Source organism: Actinacidiphila paucisporea, from assembly GCF_900142575.1.
Classification (GTDB): domain Bacteria; phylum Actinomycetota; class Actinomycetes; order Streptomycetales; family Streptomycetaceae; genus Actinacidiphila; species Actinacidiphila paucisporea.
On sequence record NZ_FRBI01000013.1, the window covers coordinates 162589 to 183134 of the forward strand.

Here is a 20546-nt window from a genome sequence, read left to right on the forward strand (position 1 = left end):
GACACCGGCCAGTTCGCCCGCCCCGGCCACGGGCGCACCGACGGCACCGGGCAGTTCCCCGTCCAGGGCGGCCCCGGCGACACCGGCCAGTTCCCGGTACCGCAGCAGCCCGGGCAGGGCGGTCCCGGTGAGACCGCGCAGTTCCCCGCGGTCCGCGCCGACGACACCTTCGGCGGCGGCGGGCAGTACGCGCCGCCCGCCGGCGGCCGTCCGCAGGGCGGCCCCGGCTACCGGGACGGCGGCGCACCGCAGCAGCCGTACGACACCGGCCGGCAGCAGATGCCGGGCCAGGAGCGCGGCGACGTCACCGGGCAGCACCCGATGGCGCCGCAGCCGGGCATGCCGGGCGGCCAGGGGCCGTTCCAGCAGCGGCCCGGACAGCAGCCGCCGCAGCAGCCCGCGGAGCCGATGGCGCTGCCGCCGGCCCAGACCAGGGGCGACGAGCCCACGCCGATCTTCTCGGCGATCGAGTCCGACTGGTTCCGCACCGGCCAGGCGGAGCGGATGCAGCAGATCCACGTCGAGCAGAGCGCGCGCGGCCAGCAGGCCCCGCCGGCGCCCCGCCCGGTGGGCCGCACCGCACCGCCGCAGCGGCCGCGTACCGAACGCCCGGGTCCGGCGGGCCCGCAGCGGCCCGGCACCAGCGCACCGCAGCCGCAGGCGCCGCAGCAGGCGCCCGCGCCGGCCACCTCGGGACCGGCTCCCGCCGCCTCGGCGGCGGCGCCGCCCGCGCCGTCGGCGCAGCCGCTGCCGCGCGAGACGCCGAACTGGCGCACCTCGCCCAACGACGCGCTGCGCCAGCGGGCCGAGGCGGTCCGCGAGCCGTCGGCCGGCGGGGTCACCCCCTCGGGGCTGCCGCGCCGGGTGCCGCGGGCGAATCTCGTCGCCGGTGGCGCGGCCCAGCCGTCCCAGCCCCAGCAGGGCGGCCCCCAGGTCTCCCGTTCGCCCGACGACGTACGCGGGCGGCTGACCAATCTCCGGCGGGGTATCCAGCAGGGCCGGGAGGCCGGCGGCACGACCGATGGCCGCGGTTTCGGTACGAATCATCAGGAGCGTTAGTTGAGTGCGATGAGCCAGGCGGCACAGAACCTGAACTGGTTGATCACCAACTTCGTGGACAACACCCCCGGGGTGTCCCACACCGTGGTGGTCTCCGCCGACGGCCTGCTGCTCGCGATGTCCGACGGATTCCCCCGCGACCGCGCCGACCAGCTCGCCGCCGTCGCCTCCGGCCTGACCTCACTGACCGCCGGAGCCTCCCGCATCTTCGAAGGCGGCAGCGTCAACCAGACCGTCGTCGAGATGGAACGCGGCTTCCTCTTCATCATGTCCGTCTCCGACGGCTCCTCCCTGGCCGTACTCGCCCACCCCGAGTGCGACATCGGCCTCGTCGGCTACGAAATGGCCCTGCTCGTCGACCGCGCAGGCACCGTCCTCACCCCCGACCTCAGGGCCGAACTACAGGGCAGCCTGCTCAACTAGCTCAACCAGCGAACGGGCGTGCGGTCGCGTCCTGGCCTCTTCCAGAGGTCCGGGCGGCGTCGCAGCCGTATCAGGAGGAGGACTCGTGAGCACGTCTCCCGGCGCGGAGCCGTATGGCAGCCCGCACCAGCCGCCTGTGAACCCGTACTACCCGTCGGCGCCCGCGCCGGAGCCTGAACCGTACCGGCCGCCGCGGCAGCCGCGTATCCAGCCGTACCAGCCGCCGCAGGCGCCGCCTCCGCAGGCCCCGCGCGGCGGCGGCCGGGGTGCGGGGGGCGGCGGGCAGGGCGGCGGGACCGGTGGCCGGCGCTCTCAGACGCCCAGCGGGTTCGTACGCCCGTACGCCATGACCGGCGGCCGCACCAGGCCGCGCTACCAGCTCGCCATCGAGGCACTGGTCAGCACCACCGCGGAACCCGAGCGGCTGCGCGGGCAGCTGCCGGAGCACCAGCGGATCTGCCTGCTGTGCCGGGAGATCAAGTCGATCGCGGAGATCTCCGCGCTGCTGACGATCCCGCTCGGTGTGGTCAGGATCCTGGTGGCGGACCTGGCCGAGGCCGGCCTGGTCACGATTCACCAGCCCGGCGGCGACGAGGCCGCGGGCGGACAGCCAGATGTGACATTGCTTGAGAGGGTGCTCAGTGGACTTCGGAAGCTCTAGCGGCCCGGCGCGCGCCACTACTTCCGCGAAAATCGTGGTGGCGGGCGGATTCGGCGTGGGCAAGACCACGTTCGTCGGTGCCGTGTCGGAGATCAACCCGCTGCGCACCGAAGCCGTGATGACCTCCGCGTCGGCAGGCATCGACGACCTGACGCACGCGCCCGACAAGACCACCACGACGGTGGCCATGGACTTCGGCCGGATCACCCTGGACCAGGACCTGATCCTCTACCTGTTCGGCACCCCGGGACAGGACCGCTTCTGGTTCATGTGGGACGACCTGGTGCGCGGCGCGATCGGCGCGATCGTGCTGGTCGACACCCGGCGGCTGGCGGACTGCTTCCCCGCCGTGGACTACTTCGAGAACAGCGGCCTGCCGTTCGTCATCGCGCTCAACGGCTTCGACGGCCACCAGCCCTACGGCCCGGAGGAGGTGCGCGAGGCCCTGCAGATCGGCCCCGAGGCACCGATCATCGTCACCGACGCCCGCCACCGCCCCGAGGCGAAGAGCGCGCTGATCACCCTGGTGGAGCACGCCCTGATGGCCCGGCTCCGCTGACGCGGGACCCCGCGCAACGGGTGAGGCCCCGCACCGGAAGGTGCGGGGCCTCACCCGTTGCGGGCGTTGCGGGCCGGTCAGCCCTGCCAGGAGTGTGGCGGGCGGAAGCCGGGGGTGCGCTCCAGGCGCCGCCAGCCGGCGGTGGACCTGAGGGGCAGTTCGGGGGCGCTGTCGGTGCCGGCGGCGGCCCGGGCGAGCAGGATCGCGGTGATCGCGGCCAGCTCCTCGGGGGCGACGTGGCCCTTCTCGACTCGCACGAGGGAAGCAGCGGGTGTGCTCACAGTGGTCTCCATGGCTACTGGGGAGGATTGCCGTGCTTGCGCGACGGTAGATCCGCGTGCTTGGTGCGGAGCATGGACAGCGAGCTGATCAGTACCTCTCGGGTCTGTGCCGGGTCGATGACGTCGTCCACCAGACCGCGCTCCGCGGCGTAGTAGGGGTGCATCAGCTCGGCCTTGTACTCCTTGACCATGCGGGTGCGCATGGCCTCGGGGTCGTCGGCGTCGGCGATCTGCCGGCGGAAGATCACGTTGGCCGCGCCCTCCGCGCCCATCACCGCGATCTCGTTGGTCGGCCACGCGTAGGTCAGGTCGGCCCCGATGGACTGGCTGTCCATCACGATGTACGCACCGCCGTAGGCCTTGCGCAGGATCAGCGAGATCCTCGGGACGGTGGCGTTGCAGTACGCGTAGAGCAGCTTCGCACCGTGCCTGATGATTCCACCGTGCTCCTGTGCCACCCCGGGGAGAAAGCCGGGGACGTCCAACAGGGTGATGATCGGGATGTTGAACGCGTCGCACATCTGCACGAACCGCGCCGACTTCTCCGACGCCTCGATGTCCAGCACCCCCGCCAGCGACGCCGGCTGGTTCGCCACGATGCCCACGACCTGGCCGTCGAGTCGCGACAGGGCGCAGATGATGTTCGTGGCCCAGCGCTCGTGGACTTCGAGGAACTCCCCGTCGTCGACGATCTCCTCGATGACCTTGTGCATGTCGTACGAGCGGTTGCCGTCCGCCGGCACCAGGTCCAGCAGGACGTCGCCGCGGCGGTCGGCCGGGTCGTGGCACTCCACCGCGGGCGGGTTCTCCCGGTTGTTCTGCGGCAGCAGCGACAGCAGGTAGCGGACCTCTTCGAGACAGGTCTGCTCGTCGTCGTAGGCGAAGTGCGAGACGCCGGAGACCGAGGAGTGCACGTCCGCGCCGCCCAGGCCGTTCTGGGTGATCTGCTCGCCGGTGACGGCCTGGACCACGTCGGGCCCGGTGATGAACATCTGCGAGGTCTCGCGGACCATGAAGACGAAGTCCGTCAGCGCCGGCGAGTAGGCGGCGCCGCCCGCGCACGGGCCGAGCATCACGCTGATCTGCGGGATGACGCCCGAGGCGCGGGTGTTGCGCTGGAAGATGCCGCCGTAGCCGGCGAGCGCCGAGACGCCCTCCTGGATACGGGCGCCCGCGCCGTCGTTCAGCGAGATCAGCGGGGCACCGGCCGAGATGGCCATGTCCATGATCTTGTGGATCTTCTGGGCGTGCGCCTCGCCGAGCGCGCCGCCGAAAATCCGGAAGTCGTGCGCGTAGACGAAGACCGTCCGCCCGTGGACCGTGCCCCAGCCGGTGACCACACCGTCGGTGTACGGCCGCTTGGCCTCCAGGCCGAAACCGGTCGCCCGGTGCCGCCGCAGCGGCTCCACCTCGTGGAAGGAGCCCTCGTCCAGCAGCAGGTCGATCCGCTCCCGTACCGTCAGCTTCCCCTTGGCCCGCTGCGCCTGCGTCGCCTTCTCGCTCGGCCCGCGGACCACCTCATCACGAATGGCAAGCAGCTCCGCCACCCGCCCGCGAGCGTCGTTCACCTCTGCGGGCACCTCTTGCGATGTGGTCATGCAACGACAGTACGAGCCGCAGGCCGAAAAACGGGCCATCGACTTCGTACAGTGTCCGTCGCCGCTTCATGGCGGATCCCGACAGAAACAGGCGACGGCGGGGTTCCGCTTGGCTGCCGCGGCACCCCGCCGTCGGTCCGCCCGCACCCGGGCGACACATGGGCGTAACGTCAGCGACCCTCGACGGCGGCCGCCAGGGCCAGCACCCGCCTGGCCTCCTCGACATGCAGGTTCTCGATCATCCTGCCGTCCACCGTGACCACCCCACGGCCCTGTGACGTGGCCTGATCGAAGGCCTCGATGATCCGCCGGGAGCGTTCGACGTCCGCCGCGGCGGGGGCGAAGATCCGGTTGCAGGGCTCCAGTTGGCGGGGGTGGATGAGCGTCTTCCCGTCGAAGCCGAGCTGCCGGGCTTGGAGGGATTCCGCTTCGAAGCCGGGCAGATCCTGCACGTCGTTGTAGACACCGTCCAAGATGACCTTATCCGTGGCGCGGGCCGCGAGCAGGGCCATGGACAGGGCCGTGAGCAGCGGCGCCCGGCCCGGGACGTGCTCGGCGTGCAGTTCCTTGGCCAGGTCGTTGGTGCCCATGACCAGAACGGTCAGCCGCTCGTCGGCCGCGGCGATCCGCCGCGCGTCGAACATCGCGGCGGGCGTCTCGATCATCGCCCAGACGGCCGTACGGTCGGGGGCGCCGGCCGCCTCCAGCGCGGCCACCACCGCGGCCACCGTCTCCGGGGCGTCCACCTTGGGCACCACGACCGCGTCAGGACCCGCCTCGGCCGCCGCCCGCAGGTCGTCGGCGTGCCAGGGGGTGCCGGGCGCGTTGACCCGGATCGTCACCTCGCGGTGGCCGTAGGCGCCGCTCGCGGCAGCCGCGGCGACCCGGTCCCTGGCCTCCTTCTTCGCGTCGGGGGCGACCGAGTCCTCAAGGTCGAGGATCAGCGCGTCGGTGGGCAGGGTGCGGGCCTTCTCCAGGGCGCGCTCGTTGGCGCCGGGCATGTAGAGGACCGAGCGGCGGGGGCGGGGGGTCTCGGTCATCGCCGGGCCGCCTTGTCCGCGGCGGCGTAGGACTCGGCCAGTTCGGGGTCGCGGGCGGCGAGGGCTTCGGCGAGCCCGACCACCACCTGGCACTGCTTGTAGGTGGCGTCGTCCTGCATCTTGCCGTCGATCATGACCGCGCCGGTGCCGTCGCCCATCGCCTCGATCACCTGCCGCGCCCAGGCCACGTCCTGCGGCGCCGGGGAGAACACCCGCTTGGCGATGTCGATCTGCACGGGGTGCAGCGTCCAGGCGCCGACGCAGCCGAGCAGGAAGGCGTTGCGGAACTGGTCCTCGCAGGCGGTGACGTCCTGGATGTCGCCGAAGGGCCCGTAGTACGGCAGGATGCCGTTCGCCGCGCACGCGTCGACCATCCGGGCGATCGTGTAGTGCCACAGGTCCTGCTGGTAGGTCGCCCGGGGCGCGTCGGCGGGGGTGCCCTCGCCGGAGGCCGCCGGCGGGTCCTCGCGGACCAGGTAGCCGGGGTGGCCGCCGCCGACCCTGGTGGTCTTCATCCGCCGGCTGGCGGCCAGGTCGGCGGGGCCGAGCGAGATGCCCTGCATCCGGGGGCTGGCCCCGGCGATCGCCTCGACGTCGGCGACGCCCGCGGCGGTCTCCAGGATGGCGTGCACCAGGATCGGCCGCCGCAGGCCCGCCCTGGCCTCCAGCTGGGCCAGCAGCCGGTCCACGTAGTGGATGTCGTGCGCGCCCTCCACCTTGGGGACCATCACGACGTCGAGCCGGTCGCCGATCTCGGTGACCAGGGTGAGCAGGTCGTCCAGCGCCCAGGGCGAGTCCAGGCTGTTGATCCTGGTCCACAGCTGGGTCTCGCCGAAGTCGGTGGACCGGGCGACGGAGACCAGCCCCGCACGGGCCGCCTCCTTGCGGTCCGCGGCGACGGCGTCCTCCAGGTTGCCCAGCAGCACGTCCACCCGCGGTGCCAGGGCGGGGATCTTGGCGGCCATCTTCTCGTTGCCTGGATCGAAGAAGTGGATCATCCGTGAGGGCCGGAACGGCACCTCGCGCAGGGGCGCGGGCGCCCCCACGGCCAGCGGGCGGAAGAAGTCCTTCGCCGAGCGCATGCGATCTCCCGGTGGGTCGGGTCGAGGGTTCGCCGCTCACCCTATGACTGCCGGGGTGCGGAGATTACCCGCCAGTACGTGTGCTGTTGGTCACCGGCTGCCAGCGCATCGTCAGGTCCGGTTCGTTCTCCATGTTGCGGGATCCGTCGTTGCTGTCGACCACTGTGAAGCCGTGGCGCGCGTAGAAAGCGATGGCGCCGGTGTTGCGCTGGAAGACCGCGAGCGTCAGACCGCCCGGCCGGTACGCCTTCGCCGCGCCGAGCAGCGCACTGCCGACGCCGCGTCGCAGGACGCCGGCCAGCAGGTAGAGGGCGTCCAGGTGGCCGCCGGCGACGGCCGCGTAGCCCACCACCCGGTCCTGGCCGTCGACGGCCACCCACACCGCGGACCCCGGTATGACCACGTCCCGCACCCACGCCTCGACCTCGGCGTCGCTGCGCCGGCGCGGCGGCAGGTAGGGCATGGTCGCCTCGCGGGAGGCGACGTGGACATGGGCGACGGCGGCGGCGTCCGCGGGCACGGCCGCACGGACGGCGAAGGGGGCGGTGGTCACCGGGGCACCCTAGAGGCCGCGGCGGGCGCGGTGACACCGGTTTTCGCCCCGGGCCGCGTCCGTGCAGCGCCCCGCGCCCCTGCGGGGGGCGCGGGGCGGCCGTTCAGCAGCCGCAGGTGTAGTAGAGGGCGTCCCAGTGGGTGCCCTCGTCCGCGTAGATGTTGCCGGAGGCGGCCTGCCACTGGGGGTAGCCGTCACCGCGCAGGCCGATGTAGGTGAAGGAGTTGTGGACGTAGTTGTTGAGGCAGGTGTTCTTGGCGTAGTCGAGCTTGTAGCCGTTCCAGTGCGAGTACGTGCCGCTGGCGTGGCCGGTCTCGGTGCCGCCGGTGATGTTGAGGGCGCAGCCGCTCGCGTGCTTGAGGGTCACCGCGCCCTGGGCGGTGGCCTGGTTGAGCTGGTCGAACGACGTACACGTCGACACGTTGCGGTTGGAGCAGCCGCCGGACGACGACCAGGTGATGCCCGCGGCGCTGAACATGGACGTGGCCTGGGCCTGGGTGAGCTTGGTGACGGCGAAGGCGTCGGTGGAGGCGGCCAGTCCGACTCCGGGGGCGAAGAGCGCGGTGCCGACGAGGGTGAGCGTGCTCGCGACGGTACGGATGCGCATGCGCATGCCTTTTTCCTCCTGCTGATTCGCTGGGGTGGGCGTGTTGCAGGTGGCGCAGGAGGAGTGTGCCCGAGTGTCTACGCGCGTCGCCACCCCTTTGCGAAATGAACATGACATGGCGGTCGCCCGGCGGGAATCCCCGCCGGGCGACCGGTCCGCGAAACCGCCGCTCCCCCGCTACTCCTGCGGCTCCAGACCCGCGCGCAGCAGCCCGTAGGCGTAGGCGTCGTCGAGCGCCTGCCAGGAGGCGGCGATCACGTTGTCCGCAACGCCCACCGTGGACCACTCGGCCTCGCCGTCGGTCGTGGTGATCAGCACCCGGGTCGTGGAGTCGGTGCCCGAGGTGCCCTCCAGGATGCGGACCTTGTAGTCGACCAGCGCGAACTCGGCGAGCTTGGGGTAGATCCGCTCCAGCGCGCTGAGCAGCGCGCGGTCCAGCGCGTTGACCGGGCCGTTGCCCTCGGCGGTGGCGACGATCCGCTCGCCCTTGGCCCACATCTTCACCGTCGCCTCGTTGGCGTGCGTCCCGTCCGGGCGGTCCTCGGTGATGACCCGCCAGGACTCGGTACGGAAGTAGCGCTGCGGCCTGCCGTTGATCTCGGCCTGCAGCAGCAGCGCGAACGACGCGTCGGCCGCCTCGTATGTGTAGCCCTTCAGCTCGCGCTCCTTGACCCGCGCGACCACCCGGCCCACCAGCTCGCGGTCCTCGCCGAGGTCGATGCCCAACTCCCGGCCCTTGAGCTCGATCGAGGCGCGGCCGGCCATGTCGGAGACCAGCATCCGCATGGTGTTGCCGACCATCTCGGGGTCGATGTGCTGGTAGAGGTCGGGGTCCACCTTGATCGCGGACGCGTGCAGGCCCGCCTTGTGCGCGAAGGCGGAAACCCCCACATAGGGCTGGTGAGTCGAGGGCGGCAGGTTGACGACCTCGGCGATGGCGTGCGAGATCCGGGTCATCTCGCCGAGCGCGCCCTCCGGCAGCACCCGGCGGCCGTGCTTGAGCTCCAGCGCGGCGACCACCGGGAACAGGTTGGAATTGCCGACCCGTTCGCCGTAGCCGTTGGCGGTGCACTGCACGTGCGTGGCACCGGCGTCCACCGCGGCCAGGGTGTTGGCGACCGCGCAACCGGTGTCGTCCTGAGCATGGATGCCGAGCCTGGCCCCGGTGTCGGCGAGCACCAGGCCGGTGACGGCCTGCACCTGGGCGGGCAGCATGCCGCCGTTGGTGTCGCACAGCACCACGACCGAGGCGCCGGCCTCGTGCGCGGTCCGTACGACCTGGGTGGCGTAGGCGGCGTTGGCCTTGTAGCCGTCGAAGAAGTGCTCGCAGTCCACGAACACCCGGCGCCCCTGGGCGACCAGGTGCGAGACGGTGTCGCCGACCATCGCCAGGTTCTCCTCCAGCGTGGTGCGCAGCGCCAGTTCGACGTGGCGGTCGTGCGACTTGGCGACCAGGGTGATCACCGGGGCTCCCGAGTCCAGCAGCGCCTGGACCTGGGGGTCGTCGGCGGCTTTGCCGCCCGCCCTGCGGGTCGCGCCGAACGCGACCAGGGTGGCGGTCTTGAGGTCCAGCTCCATGGCGGCGCGGGCGAAGAACTCGGTGTCGCGGGGGTTGGCTCCCGGCCAGCCGCCCTCGATGAATCCCACCCCGAAGTCGTCCAGGTGCCGGGCGATCGTCAGCTTGTCGGCGACGGTGAGGTTGATCCCCTCACGCTGGGCGCCGTCGCGCAGCGTGGTGTCGAAAACGTGGAAGCTGTCGTCCGGTTCGGCGGTCATGGCTGTCGTAACTCCTGTCGGGTGAGTGGGTTGCCGCCGGATGTCCTGACATCCGGAGGGTCCAGCTCCACTTGCCCCCATCATCCCTCGTGCGGTTCCGCCTCCGGCGCGGGTGGTCCGGGAAACGAAAAAACCTCTCGCGGATGCGAGAGGTCTGCACGCGGGTCTGGGACACGGTGACGTTCCACTGGGGTCAGCGGAGCGTCACTGCGGACCGGCGTGCCTGCTGCCAATAATGCGCGCGTACAGGTGCACGCCGAGAGTGTCCCACACTTCGCGGCTCCCGCCGCAGGGGGTCTCACCATCCGGTCGGGGGCGCCCGCCCCGCCCTCGCGCTTCCTGCGGCTCCCCTCCAGCAGGGGGGTGCCCCTCAGGGTCGCGGGGAACCGCGCGACCAGCCCCCACCGGGGCGCGGGTCGTCGCCGACCCGGAGGGGCTGTCCGGTCCGTACCGGACCACCGGCCGGTGGATGGCTGGGCGCGCAGTTCCCCGCGACCCTGGGGGCGCTACGCGCCCAGCGGGTGCATCCAGCCGTGGGGGTCGGGGGCGTGGCCCGTCTGGATGTCCAGGAGCGCGGAGCGCAGGCGCATCGTCACGGGGCCGGGGGCGCCGTCGGCCACCGGCCAGGCGGCCCGGGTGGACTTCACGGAGCCGACCGGGGTGATGACGGCGGCGGTGCCGCAGGCGAAGACCTCCGTGAGGGTGCCGTCCTCGTGGTGGCGGCGCCAGTCGTCCACGCTGATGCGGCCCTCGGCGACCTCGTAGCCGAGGTCCGCGGCGATGGACAGCAGCGAGTCGCGGGTGATGCCGGGCAGCAGGGAGCCGGACAGTTCGGGGGTGACGATCCTGTCGCCGTACACGAAGTACAGGTTCATGCCGCCCATCTCCTCGATCCAGCGGCGCTCGATCGCGTCGAGCCAGACCACCTGGTCGCAGCCGTGCTCGATGGCCTGGGCCTGGGCGATGAGGGAGGCGGCGTAGTTGCCGCCGGTCTTGGCCGCGCCGGTGCCGCCGGGCGCCGCGCGGACGTACTCCTCGGAGAGCCACACCGACACCGGCTGGACGCCGCCGGAGAAGTAGGCGCCGGCCGGGGAGGCGATCACCAGGAAGAGGTACTCGTTGGCCGGGCGGACCCCGAGGCCGACCTCGGTGGCGAACATGAACGGCCGCAGGTAGAGGGACGCCTCGCCCTCGCTCGGCACCCAGTCCTTGTCCTGCCCGACCAGCAGGTCGCACGCCTCGATGAAGGTCTCCACCGGCAGTTCGGGCATCGCCAGGCGCCGCGCGGAGGCGCGGAAGCGCTCGGCATTGGCCTCGGGCCTGAAGGTCGCGACGCCGCCGTCGGGCTGCCGGTAGGCCTTGAGGCCCTCGAAGATGGTCTGCGCGTAGTGCAGCGTCATGTTGGCCGGGTCGATCGACAGCGGGGCGTACGGGACGAGCTGGCCGTCGTGCCAGCCGCGGCCCTCGGTCCACTTGATGGTGACCATGTGGTCGGTGAAGTGCCGGCCGAAGCCGGGGGCGGCCAGGATCGCGTCCCGCTCGGTGGTGGACAGCCGGTGGGCGGACGGCTTCAGCTCGATAGTGGGCGTCGTCATGTCTGTGTCCTTCACCGTGTCTCGTCTCTCGCTGCCGACTGGGGGCGCCCCGGTAATAGGACGTCCGACTTTCCCGCCGTAACGCGGCCCCGCCTCTGACGATTATCGCAGCGGCGGGGCCGGGGACCTACCTCCGGTGTCCGGTCAGCCGGAGACCCGGGCGGCCAGCTCGTCGCCGATCTCGACGGTGGACCGTACGGGCCGGTCCGCGCGCTCGGCGAGGTCGGCCTGCACGGCGCTGTCGATACGGTCGGCCTCGGCGTCGTAGCCGAGGTGCCGCAACAGCAGCGCCACGGACAGCACGGTCGCGGTCGGGTCGGCCTTGGACTGGCCGGCGATGTCCGGGGCGGAGCCGTGGACCGGCTCGAACATCGAGGGGAATTCGCGGCCGGGGTTGATGTTGCCGCTGGCCGCGACGCCGATGCCACCGGAGACGGCAGCGGCGAGGTCGGTGATGATGTCGCCGAAGAGGTTGTCGGTGACGATCACGTCGAAGCGCTCGGGCTGGGTGACCAGGAAGATGGTCGCCGCGTCCACGTGCAGGTAGTCGGTGCTGACGTCGGGGAACTCCCGGCCGACCGCCTCGAAGACCCGGGTCCACAGGTGGCCGGCGTGCACCAGCACGTTGTTCTTGTGCACCAGGGTCAGCTTCTTGCGCGGGCGGGCCTGCGCGCGGGCGTACGCGTCGCGCACGACCCGCTCGATGCCGAACGCGGTGTTGAGGCTGACCTCGGTGGCGACCTCCTGCGGGGTGCCGGTACGGATCGAGCCGCCGTTGCCCGTGTAGGGGCCTTCCGTGCCCTCGCGGACGACCACGAAGTCGATGTCCGGGCTGCCGGCCAGCGGGGTGCCGACGCCGGGGAAGAGCCTGCTGGGACGCAGGTTCACATGGTGGTCGAAAGCGAAGCGCAGCTTGAGCAGGAAGCCCCGCTCCAGCACGCCGGAGGGCACCGAGGGGTCGCCGATGGCGCCCAGCAGGATCGCGTCGTGCTCCTTGAGCCGGTCGAGGTCCTCGTCGGTGAGGGTCTGGCCGGTGGCGTGGTAGCGCTTCGCGCCGAAGTCGAACTCTCTGGTCTCCAGCTTGACGTCCTGCGGAAGCACCGCGGAGAGGACCTTGAGACCTTCCGCGACGACTTCCTGGCCGATTCCGTCACCGGGGATCACTGCGAGGCTGAGGCTTCGAGACATGCCCGGAACCGTACTCCCCATCCCAGCGGCTGACATCGCATGTCCGCATGCCGGACAACGTGTCCACCGCAGCGGGTTTTTCGGGTCAGCGGGTCTCGTGGCCGGTGCTGCCGCCGTTGTCCCGGCGGTCGAGGCTGCGCTGCAGGGCGCGCAGCGCGTTCTGGCGGGCGGTGTCGTCCGTACGGGCGGGGGCGTCCATGGGGATCAACTCCTGGGGGGAAGCAGGCGAAAGCCGCGGAAGCGGGCAGGGAAGGTGCTGCCGCGGAACGGGGCGGGGGTCCTGGCGGCGGGGGGTGACCCGCTCGGCGACTGCTCAGGACGCACGTCCGCCGCTCGCCGGATGAGGCGAGACGTTCGGCTCCCTACAAAACTAGGCCAGTCCGGTCGTCCTGTCGCCACAGTTACTCGGACTTCCTACTATCTGAGACAGACGATCACCCGTTCGAGGCCTCCGCAGGCCCCGAACGGGTGATCGCCGTGAGTCGACCCGGGTCGCTCCAGGTCAGCCCTGGTGCGGGTAGCGGTAGTCGGTGGGCGGCACCAGCGTCTCCTTGATCGACCGGGTGGAGGTCCAGCGCTGCAGGTTCTGCGCGGCACCCGCCTTGTCGTTGGTGCCGGACGCCCGGCCGCCGCCGAAGGGCTGCTGGCCGACGACCGCGCCGGTGGACTTGTCGTTGATGTAGAAGTTGCCGGCCGCGTCGCGCAGCCGCTCGGCCACCCGGGCCGCGGCGACCCGGTCGCGCGCGATGACGGAACCGGTCAGCGCGTAGTCCGAGACCGACTCCATCTGCGTGAGCATCGCCTCGAAGTCCGCGTCCTCGTAGACGTGGACGCCCAGCACCGGACCGAAGTACTCCTGCCGGAAGATCTCGTTCTCCGGGTCGGTGGAGACCAGCACGGTCGGGCGGACGAACCAGCCGACCGAGTCGTCGTACGTGCCGCCCGCGACGACCTCGACGGTCGGGTCGGCCTTGGCGCGGTCGATGGCCGCCTTGTTCTTGGCGAAGGACCGCTCGTCGATCAGGGCGCCCATGAAGTTGGACAGGTCGGTGACGTCGCCCATGGTGATGCCGTCGACCTCGGCGGCGAATTCCTCCTTGAAGCCGGCGTCCCAGATCGAGCGCGGAATGTAGGCGCGCGAGGAGGCCGAGCACTTCTGGCCCTGGTACTCGAAGGAGCCGCGGGTCAGCGCCGTCCTGAGCACCGCGGGGTCGGCCGAGGGGTGGGCGACGACGAAGTCCTTGCCGCCGGTCTCGCCGACGATCCGCGGGTAGGAGCGGTAGCGCTCGATGTTCCCGCCGACCGTGCGCCACAGGTGCTGGAAGGTCTTGGTGGAGCCGGTGAAGTGGATGCCGGCCAGGTCCCGGTGCGGCAGCGCGACATCGGAGACGGCCTGGCCGTCGCCGGTGACCAGGTTGATCACACCGTCGGGCAGGCCGGCCTCGCGCAGCAGCCGCATGAGCAGCACGGCGGAGTGCGTCTGCGTCGGCGACGGCTTCCACACCACCACGTTGCCCATCAGGGCGGGCGCGGTCGGCAGGTTGCCCGCGATGGCGGTGAAGTTGAACGGCGTGATGGCGTAGACGAAGCCTTCGAGTGGCCGGTGGTCGAGCCGGTTCCACACGCCGGGGGCGTTGGCGACCGGCTGCTCGGCGAGGATCTGCCGGGCGAAGTGGACGTTGAAGCGCCAGAAGTCGACCAGCTCGCAGGGGCTGTCGATCTCGGCCTGCTGCACGGTCTTGGACTGGCCGAGCATGGTGGAGGCGACCAGCGTCTCGCGCCAGGGGCCCGCCAGCAGCTCCGCGGCGCGCAGGATGATCGCGGCACGGTCGTCGAAGGCCGTCGCGCGCCAGCCGGGGGCGGCGGCCAGGGCCGCGTCGACCGCGTCCCCGGCGTCCTGGGCGGTGGCGTTGCCGTAGGTGCCGAGCACGGCGCCGTGGTTGTGCGGCTGCACGACGTCGAAGCGCTCGCCGCCGCCCATCCGCTCCTCGCCGCCGATGAACATCGGCAGGTCGACGGGGCTGCCGGCCAGCTCCTTGAGCTTGGCTTCGAGGCGGGCGCGCTCGGGGCTGCCTGGCGCGTACGTGTGCACCGGCTCGTTGACCGGAGCGGGGACCTGGGTCACGGCGTCCATGAGGCGTGTCTCCTGGTGAGAGTCGGGGGCGGGCGTCAGCGGCCGGCGGGAACGAAGGAGCGCAGGAAGAAGGCGAGGTTGGCCGGGCGCTCCGCGAGGCGCCGCATGAAGTAGCCGTACCAGTCCGCGCCGTAGGGGACGTAGATCCGCATCCGCTCCCCCTCGTCCGCGAGCCGCCGCTGTTCCGCGGTGCGGATGCCGTAGAGCATCTGGAACTCGTAGCTGCCGGCCGCGCGGTGGTGGCGGGCGGCCAGTTCCTGGGCGATGGCGATGAGGCGCGGGTCGTGCGAGCCGACCATCGGGTAGCCGTCGCCGGCGAAGAGCGTGCGCAGGGCGCGGACGTAGGCCTTGTCCACGTCCCGCTTGTTCTGGAAGGCGACCCGGGCCGGCTCGTTGTACGCGCCCTTGACCAGCCGCACCCGGGAGCCGGCCACGGCCAGCGCGCGGGCGTCGTCCTCGGTGCGGAAGAGGTACGACTGGAGGACCGCGCCGGTCTGCGGGTGCTCCTTGCGCAACTCGGCCAGCACCCCGAGCGTGGAGTCGACGGTGGTGTGGTCCTCCATGTCGAGGGTCACCGTGGTGCCGATGGCGGAGGCCAGCTCCGCCACCTCGGCCACGTTGGCCAGCGCGATGTCGTGGCCGCCGTCGGGCAGTGCCTGGCCGAAGGCGGACAGCTTGACCGAGACCTCGGCCCGGGCGCCGAGCCCGTCGTCGGCCAGCGCCTCCAGCAGCCGCAGGTAGGCGTCCCTGGTGGCCTTCGCGGTGGCCCGGTCGGTGACGTCCTCGCCCAGGTGGTCCAGGGTGACGTTCAGACCGCTCGCAGTGAGCGCGCGGACGGTGTCCAGCGCCGGGTGCAGCGCGTCGCCGGCGACGAAGCGCTCGACCACCGGACGGGTGACGGGCGCGGCGGCGACAGCGCGGCGCATACGGTCGCTGCGCGAGGCGGCGAGCAACACGGGACCGAACACGGGGTGTCCTTCCATACCGGGCGGAACAGGGTTTTCGGCGAACAGGCTCCGACACGGTGAATCTAGGATTCGTCTACCCGTTGAACCATCGACACCTGTCACGCATCGACCCGTCGTCCCTCATACAGATGTATGAGGGACAATGGCCGCGTGCGTGCTGAGTACGGGGACTACGGCGATTTCCAGGACCTGGTCGACGAGGTGTCGGCGCTGCTGGGCGCCCCCGCGACGCTGGAGGACCGGGACTTCCGACTGATCGCCTTCGGGGTGCACGACAGCGACGACGACGCGGCGACGGACCCGGTCCGCACCCGCTCCATCCTGACCCGGCAGTCCACCGCCGAGGTGCGCGCCTGGTTCGAGCGCTTCGGCATCGCCCGCGCCACCGCCCCGGTCCGTATCCCCGCCGCCCCCGACGCGGGCGTCGTCCGCGGCCGGCTGTGCCTGCCGGTGCGGCACGGCGGCTTCGCCTACGGCTACGTGTGGCTCATCGACGAGGCCGAGCACTCCCCCGCGCAGCTGGCCGCCGCCATGTCGGTCGCCGCCAGGATCGGCGAGCAGCTCGCGGCGATGTCCCGGGCGGGCGCCGAGACGGGTCGGGCGCTGCGGGCATTGCTGACCGCCGCCGGCAGGACCGACCGCGACACCGCGGAGGACGCGCTGCGCTTCGCGCTGGACCGGGACGCGGACGAGCCGCACGCGCTGGTGTGCGTCCGCGCCCCCGAAGGGGAGTCGCCGGGGCCGCTGCCCGGCCTGCGGACCATCCCGTCGGCCGCCGCGCTGGCCCGCGTCCCCGAACGGCGCCGCGGCGAGCTGATCGCGCTGCTGGTCAGGCTGCGGACCCTGCAGGTGCTGGCCCCCGCCCGTACCGCCGCGGCCCGGCTGCTGGACGCGGTCGGCGCCGCGGGCGTGGTCGCCGGGCTCAGCGCGTCCCGCGGGTCGCTGGCCGAGCTGCCCGGGGCCTGGCGCGAGGCGACCTCGGCGGCCAGGGCCGCGCAGGCCCAGCCGGCGCTCGGCCCGATCGCGAAGTGGTCCAACCTCGGCCCCTACCGGCTGCTGACCGCGCTGCCCGCCGACTCTGCCCCCGACCCCGCGGTGGCCCCGCTGCTGATCCCGGCCCACCAGGAGCTGGCGCACACCGCGGAGGTCTTCCTCGACCACGCGGGCCAGGCGGGCCGCACGGCGACCGCGCTGGCCATCCACCGGCAGACCCTCTACTACCGGCTGTCCCGTATCGAGCAGCTGACCGGCCTGGACCTGGCGGACGGTGAGGCCAGGCTGCTGCTGCACATGGCACTCAAGGCCGCCCGGCTCTGACGCGAACGGCGCCGCTCCCCCGGTGGGAAGCGGCGCCGGACGGCGTATGCGTACCGGTAGGCGTACCGGCCGGTCGGCTCAGTCCGTCAGGTTGACCGCGCGGGCCGACGTGGCGCCGATCTCGTCGGCGATGTCGGTCAGCACGCCCGCCGGGATGCTGGAGTCGACGGTGAGGGCGACCAGGGCGTCGCCGCCCGCGGCGGCCCTGGCGACCTGCATGCCGGCGATGTTGACGTCGACCTCGCCGAGGATCCGGCCGATGGTGCCGACGACGCCGGGGCGGTCGGTGTAGCGCAGGAAGGCCATGTGGTCGGCGAGCACCAGGTCCACGTCCTCCTCGCCGACGGCGACGACCTTCTGGACGTGCTTGGGGCCGGCCAGCGTGCCGGAGACCGACACCTCCGTGCCGTCGGACAGCGTGCCGCGCACAGTCACCACGTTGCGGTGGTTGGGCGACTCCGAGCTGGTGGTCAGCCGCACCTCGACACCGCGCTCCTGGGCGAACAGCGGCGCGTTCACGTACGACACCGTCTCGTCCACGATGTCCTCGAAGACGCCCTTGAGCGCGCTCAGTTCGAGGATCTTCACGTCGTGCTGGGTGACCTCGCCGCAGACCTCGACGTCGAGGCGGGCGGCGACCTCGCCGGCCAGCGCGGTGAAGATGCGGCCGAGCTTCTCGGCGAGCGGCAGCGCGGGCTTGACGTCCTCGGCGATGACACCGCCCTGGACGTTGACCGCGTCGGGGACCAGCTCGCCGGCCAGCGCGAGGCGGACCGACCTGGCGACCGCGATACCGGCCTTCTCCTGCGCCTCGTCGGTGGACGCGCCCAGGTGCGGGGTCGCCACGACGTTGTCGAACTGGAAGAGCGGCGAGTCGGTGCAGGGCTCCTTGGCGTAGACGTCCAGGCCCGCGCCGGCCACCCTGCCCTCCTTGAGCGCCGAGGCGAGCGCCTCCTCGTCCACGATCCCGCCGCGGGCGGCGTTGACGATCCGCACCGACGGCTTGACCTTGTGCAGCGCCTCGTCGCCGATCAGGCCCAGCGTCTCGGGCGTCTTGGGCAGGTGGACGGTGATGAAGTCGGCCTGCTCGAGCAGCTCGTCCAGGGTCAGCAGCTTGACGCCCATCTGGGCGGCGCGCGCGGGCTGGACGTAGGGGTCGTACGCGACGATGTTCATCCCGAACGCGGACATCCGCTGGGCCACCAGGACGCCGATCCGGCCCAGGCCCACCACGCCGAGGGTCTTCTCGCTCAGCTCGACGCCGGTGTACTTGTTGCGCTTCCACTCGCCGTTCTTCAGCGCCGAGTTGGCGGGCGCGATGTTGCGGGCGGTGGCGATCAGCAGGCCGCAGGCCAGCTCGGCGGCCGTGACGATGTTGGAGGTCGGCGCGTTGACGACCATCACGCCGGCCTTGGTGGCGGCGGCGACGTCGACGTTGTCCAGGCCGACACCGGCGCGGGCGACGACCCGCAGCTTCCCGGCGGCGGCGACGGCCTCCGCGTCGACCTTGGTGGCGCTGCGGATCAGGATGGCGTCCACGTCGGTGATGGCGGACAGCAGTTCGGCTCGGTCCGCGCCGTTGCAGTGCCGGATCTCGAAGTCCGGGCCGAGCGCGTCCACGGTCGCGGGCGACAGCTCTTCTGCGATGAGTACGACAGGCTTCTGGCTCACGTGGTCCTCACTTGTCCTTCGTGGGCGGCCGAGTCCCGTTCGACCGCTCAGGAGGCGGGGAGTGGCGGCTGACGCCTGAGCTCGCACAGTGGCCGGCCGGATAACGAACCCGTCCGCGGAGCGAGTGCACAGGGAGACCGCCCATCAGGGGGCATGCCGCGTGGAAGACGCACGACGCTGTGAGCCTGAACGCGCTTGTTCAGCGAGTGTATCGACGGGCGGATTTCGCGCCTTCGCCGAAATGGAAGGATCACCCGGAGGGGTTGCGTCGCTTCGTACAAACTGCGTACCAGATGCCGGTCAGACCGGCTGCCGAAGCGACGCAACCGGAGGGCTTACGCCTCCTCGTCGACCCAGCTCATCAGCTTGCGGAGCTTGCGTCCCGTGGTCTCCAGCAGGTGGTTCTCGTCGGCCTTCTTGTACTCGTTGTACTTCGGCAGGCCCGCGTTGTACTCCGCGATCCAGGCGTTGGCGAAGGTGCCGTCCTGGATCTCGCCGAGGATCTTCTTCATCTCGGCCTTGGTGGCGTCGGTGATGATCCGCGGCCCGGAGACGTAGTCGCCCCACTCGGCGGTCTCGGAGACCGACCAGCGCATCTTCTCCAGGCCGCCCTCGTACATCAGGTCCACGATGAGCTTCAGCTCGTGCAGGCACTCGAAGTACGCGATCTCCGGCTGGTAGCCGGCCTCGACCAGCGTCTCGAAGCCGGCCTTGACCAGGGCGGACGTACCGCCGCAGAGGACCGCCTGCTCGCCGAAGAGGTCGGTCTCGGTCTCCTCGGTGAAGGTGGTCTTGATGACGCCGGCGCGGGTGCCGCCGATGCCCTTGGCGTAGGACAGCGCGAGCGCGAAGCCCTTGCCGGTGGCGTCCTGCTCGACGGCCGCGATGCACGGAACGCCGCGGCCCTCCTCGTACTGACGGCGGACCAGGTGGCCCGGGCCCTTGGGGGCGACCATGCACACGTCGACGCCGGCCGGCGGCTTGATGAAGCCGAAGCGGATGTTCAGGCCGTGGCCGAAGAAGAGGGCGTCGCCGTCCTTGAGGTTGTCCTTGATGGACTCCTCGTAGACGCGGGCCTGGATCGGGTCCGGGACCAGGATCATGATGACGTCGGCCTCGGCGGCCGCCTCGGCGACCGGCAGCACCCGCAGGCCCTGCTCCTCGGCCACCGTCTTGGACTTGGAGCCCTCGTGCAGGCCGACCCGCACGTCCACGCCCGAGTCGCGCAGCGACAGCGCGTGGGCGTGGCCCTGGCTGCCGTAGCCGATGACCGCGACCTTGCGGCCCTGGATGATGGACAGGTCGGCGTCGTCGTCGTAGAACAGCTCGGCCACTTCGGGTTCTCCTTGGATCGTGTTGTGCGGCCCACCGTACGACGGGTGGGCGGATGGGGGTGTCGGGGTCTCGCTATGCGGATCGGTCCAGCGCCCGCAGCGAGCGGTCGGTGATGGACCGGGCGCCGCGGCCGATCGCGATGGTGCCGGACTGGACCAGCTCCTTGATGCCGAACGGCTCCAGCATCTTGAGCATGGCCTCCAGCTTGTCCGCGGCGCCGGTGGCCTCGATCGTGACGGCCTCCGGGGAGACGTCCACGGTCTTGGCCCGGAAGAGCTGGACGATCTCCACGATCTGCGAGCGCGACTCGTTGTCGGCGCGCACCTTCACCAGGACGAGTTCGCGCGCGACGGCCGCCGAGGGGTCGAGTTCGACGATCTTCAGCACGTTGACCAGCTTGTTCAGCTGTTTCGTCACCTGTTCGAGCGGCAGTTCGTCGATGACGTTGACGACGATGGTGATACGGGAGATCTCCGGGTGCTCGGTGGTGCCCACCGCGAGCGAGTCGATGTTGAAGCCGCGGCGGGAGAACAGCGCGGTGATCCTGGCCAGGACGCCGGGCTTGTTCTCCACCAGGACGGAGAGCGTGTGCTTGGACATGTTCGGTGCTTCCTTCTCTCGCTCTTCCGGCCTCGGTCAGTCGAAACGCATTTCTTGGTCTGCCCTCCTGCTCGGTCCCTCCGCGGACGGCCTCGTTCC

At 71.5% G+C, this 20546-nt stretch carries 18 protein-coding genes and 1 pseudogene; 5 read left to right on the forward strand and 14 right to left on the reverse strand.

The genetic code is table 11. The features are described from left to right. From BUE44_RS37540 to BUE44_RS20630, 4 genes and pseudogenes are all read left to right on the forward strand, one after another. Positions 1–1059, forward strand: a pseudogene (locus BUE44_RS37540) (histidine kinase); the annotation flags it as partial. A gap of 9 nt (positions 1060–1068) precedes the next feature. Next, on the forward strand, positions 1069–1482 hold the full coding sequence (locus BUE44_RS20620) for a roadblock/LC7 domain-containing protein (RefSeq protein ID WP_033173109.1): 414 nt from the start codon (positions 1069–1071) through the stop codon (positions 1480–1482). A gap of 85 nt (positions 1483–1567) precedes the next feature. Beyond that, positions 1568–2143 carry a DUF742 domain-containing protein gene (locus tag BUE44_RS20625; RefSeq protein ID WP_073500443.1) on the forward strand — a complete coding sequence of 192 codons (576 nt, stop codon included), beginning with the start codon at positions 1568–1570 and terminating at the stop codon, positions 2141–2143. Further along, entirely contained in the window at positions 2124–2702 is a 579-nt protein-coding gene (locus BUE44_RS20630) for a GTP-binding protein (RefSeq protein ID WP_073500444.1), read from the forward strand. The genes BUE44_RS20625 and BUE44_RS20630 overlap by 20 nt, the downstream gene beginning before the upstream one ends. Before the next feature lie 77 nt (positions 2703–2779). Here BUE44_RS20630 and BUE44_RS20635 read toward each other — a convergent pair whose 3' ends face one another. The 11 genes from BUE44_RS20635 to BUE44_RS20685 all read right to left on the reverse strand — a co-directional run bounded on the left by BUE44_RS20635 (position 2780) and on the right by BUE44_RS20685 (position 15524). Continuing rightward, the gene (locus BUE44_RS20635; RefSeq protein WP_235002294.1) at positions 2780–2983 is read right to left on the reverse strand and encodes an acyl-CoA carboxylase subunit epsilon; all 204 of its coding nucleotides are present in this window, start codon (positions 2981–2983) and stop codon (positions 2780–2782) included. A gap of 14 nt (positions 2984–2997) precedes the next feature. Continuing rightward, positions 2998–4581, reverse strand: coding sequence for an acyl-CoA carboxylase subunit beta (locus tag BUE44_RS20640; protein ID WP_073500446.1), 1584 nt, complete (start codon positions 4579–4581; stop codon positions 2998–3000). 170 nt (positions 4582–4751) lie between these two features. After that, entirely contained in the window at positions 4752–5621 is an 870-nt protein-coding gene (locus BUE44_RS20645; RefSeq protein ID WP_073500447.1) for an HpcH/HpaI aldolase/citrate lyase family protein, read from the reverse strand. Then, positions 5618–6703 carry an HpcH/HpaI aldolase/citrate lyase family protein gene (locus BUE44_RS20650; RefSeq protein ID WP_073500448.1) on the reverse strand — a complete coding sequence of 362 codons (1086 nt, stop codon included), beginning with the start codon at positions 6701–6703 and terminating at the stop codon, positions 5618–5620. The genes BUE44_RS20645 and BUE44_RS20650 overlap by 4 nt, the downstream gene beginning before the upstream one ends. 64 nt (positions 6704–6767) lie before the next feature. Continuing rightward, positions 6768–7256: a GNAT family N-acetyltransferase gene (locus BUE44_RS20655; protein WP_073500449.1), complete on the reverse strand. Its 489-nt coding sequence runs from the start codon at positions 7254–7256 to the stop codon at positions 6768–6770. Between the two features lie 103 nt (positions 7257–7359). Further along, complete coding sequence (locus BUE44_RS20660) at positions 7360–7863, reverse strand: hypothetical protein (RefSeq protein ID WP_073500492.1); 504 nt, start codon at positions 7861–7863, stop codon at positions 7360–7362. 177 nt (positions 7864–8040) lie between these two features. After that, positions 8041–9639 carry a citramalate synthase gene (gene cimA / locus BUE44_RS20665; protein ID WP_073500450.1) on the reverse strand — a complete coding sequence of 533 codons (1599 nt, stop codon included), beginning with the start codon at positions 9637–9639 and terminating at the stop codon, positions 8041–8043. A 506-nt stretch (positions 9640–10145) separates the two neighbouring features. Beyond that, complete coding sequence (locus BUE44_RS20670) at positions 10146–11234, reverse strand: branched-chain amino acid aminotransferase (RefSeq protein WP_073500451.1); 1089 nt, start codon at positions 11232–11234, stop codon at positions 10146–10148. A gap of 144 nt (positions 11235–11378) precedes the next feature. Continuing rightward, positions 11379–12422, reverse strand: coding sequence for a 3-isopropylmalate dehydrogenase (locus BUE44_RS20675; RefSeq protein ID WP_073500452.1), 1044 nt, complete (start codon positions 12420–12422; stop codon positions 11379–11381). A gap of 502 nt (positions 12423–12924) precedes the next feature. After that, positions 12925–14556, reverse strand: a complete 1632-nt coding sequence (gene pruA, locus BUE44_RS20680) for an L-glutamate gamma-semialdehyde dehydrogenase (protein ID WP_073500453.1) — start codon at positions 14554–14556, stop codon at positions 12925–12927. A gap of 35 nt (positions 14557–14591) precedes the next feature. Next, the gene (locus BUE44_RS20685; protein WP_073500454.1) at positions 14592–15524 is read right to left on the reverse strand and encodes a proline dehydrogenase family protein; all 933 of its coding nucleotides are present in this window, start codon (positions 15522–15524) and stop codon (positions 14592–14594) included. A 132-nt stretch (positions 15525–15656) separates the two neighbouring features. Between BUE44_RS20685 and BUE44_RS20690 the strand changes: the two genes are divergently transcribed. Beyond that, positions 15657–16841 carry a PucR family transcriptional regulator gene (locus BUE44_RS20690; protein ID WP_200804468.1) on the forward strand — a complete coding sequence of 395 codons (1185 nt, stop codon included), beginning with the start codon at positions 15657–15659 and terminating at the stop codon, positions 16839–16841. A 78-nt stretch (positions 16842–16919) separates the two neighbouring features. Here BUE44_RS20690 and serA read toward each other — a convergent pair whose 3' ends face one another. The 3 genes from serA to ilvN form a co-directional block, all read right to left on the reverse strand. Then, complete coding sequence (gene serA / locus BUE44_RS20695; RefSeq protein ID WP_073500456.1) at positions 16920–18512, reverse strand: phosphoglycerate dehydrogenase; 1593 nt, start codon at positions 18510–18512, stop codon at positions 16920–16922. Between the two features lie 335 nt (positions 18513–18847). Beyond that, positions 18848–19846: a ketol-acid reductoisomerase gene (gene ilvC, locus BUE44_RS20700; protein WP_073500457.1), complete on the reverse strand. Its 999-nt coding sequence runs from the start codon at positions 19844–19846 to the stop codon at positions 18848–18850. A 73-nt stretch (positions 19847–19919) separates the two neighbouring features. Further along, the gene (gene ilvN, locus BUE44_RS20705) at positions 19920–20447 is read right to left on the reverse strand and encodes an acetolactate synthase small subunit (protein ID WP_033173125.1); all 528 of its coding nucleotides are present in this window, start codon (positions 20445–20447) and stop codon (positions 19920–19922) included. Positions 20448–20546: the final 99 nt, after the last annotated feature.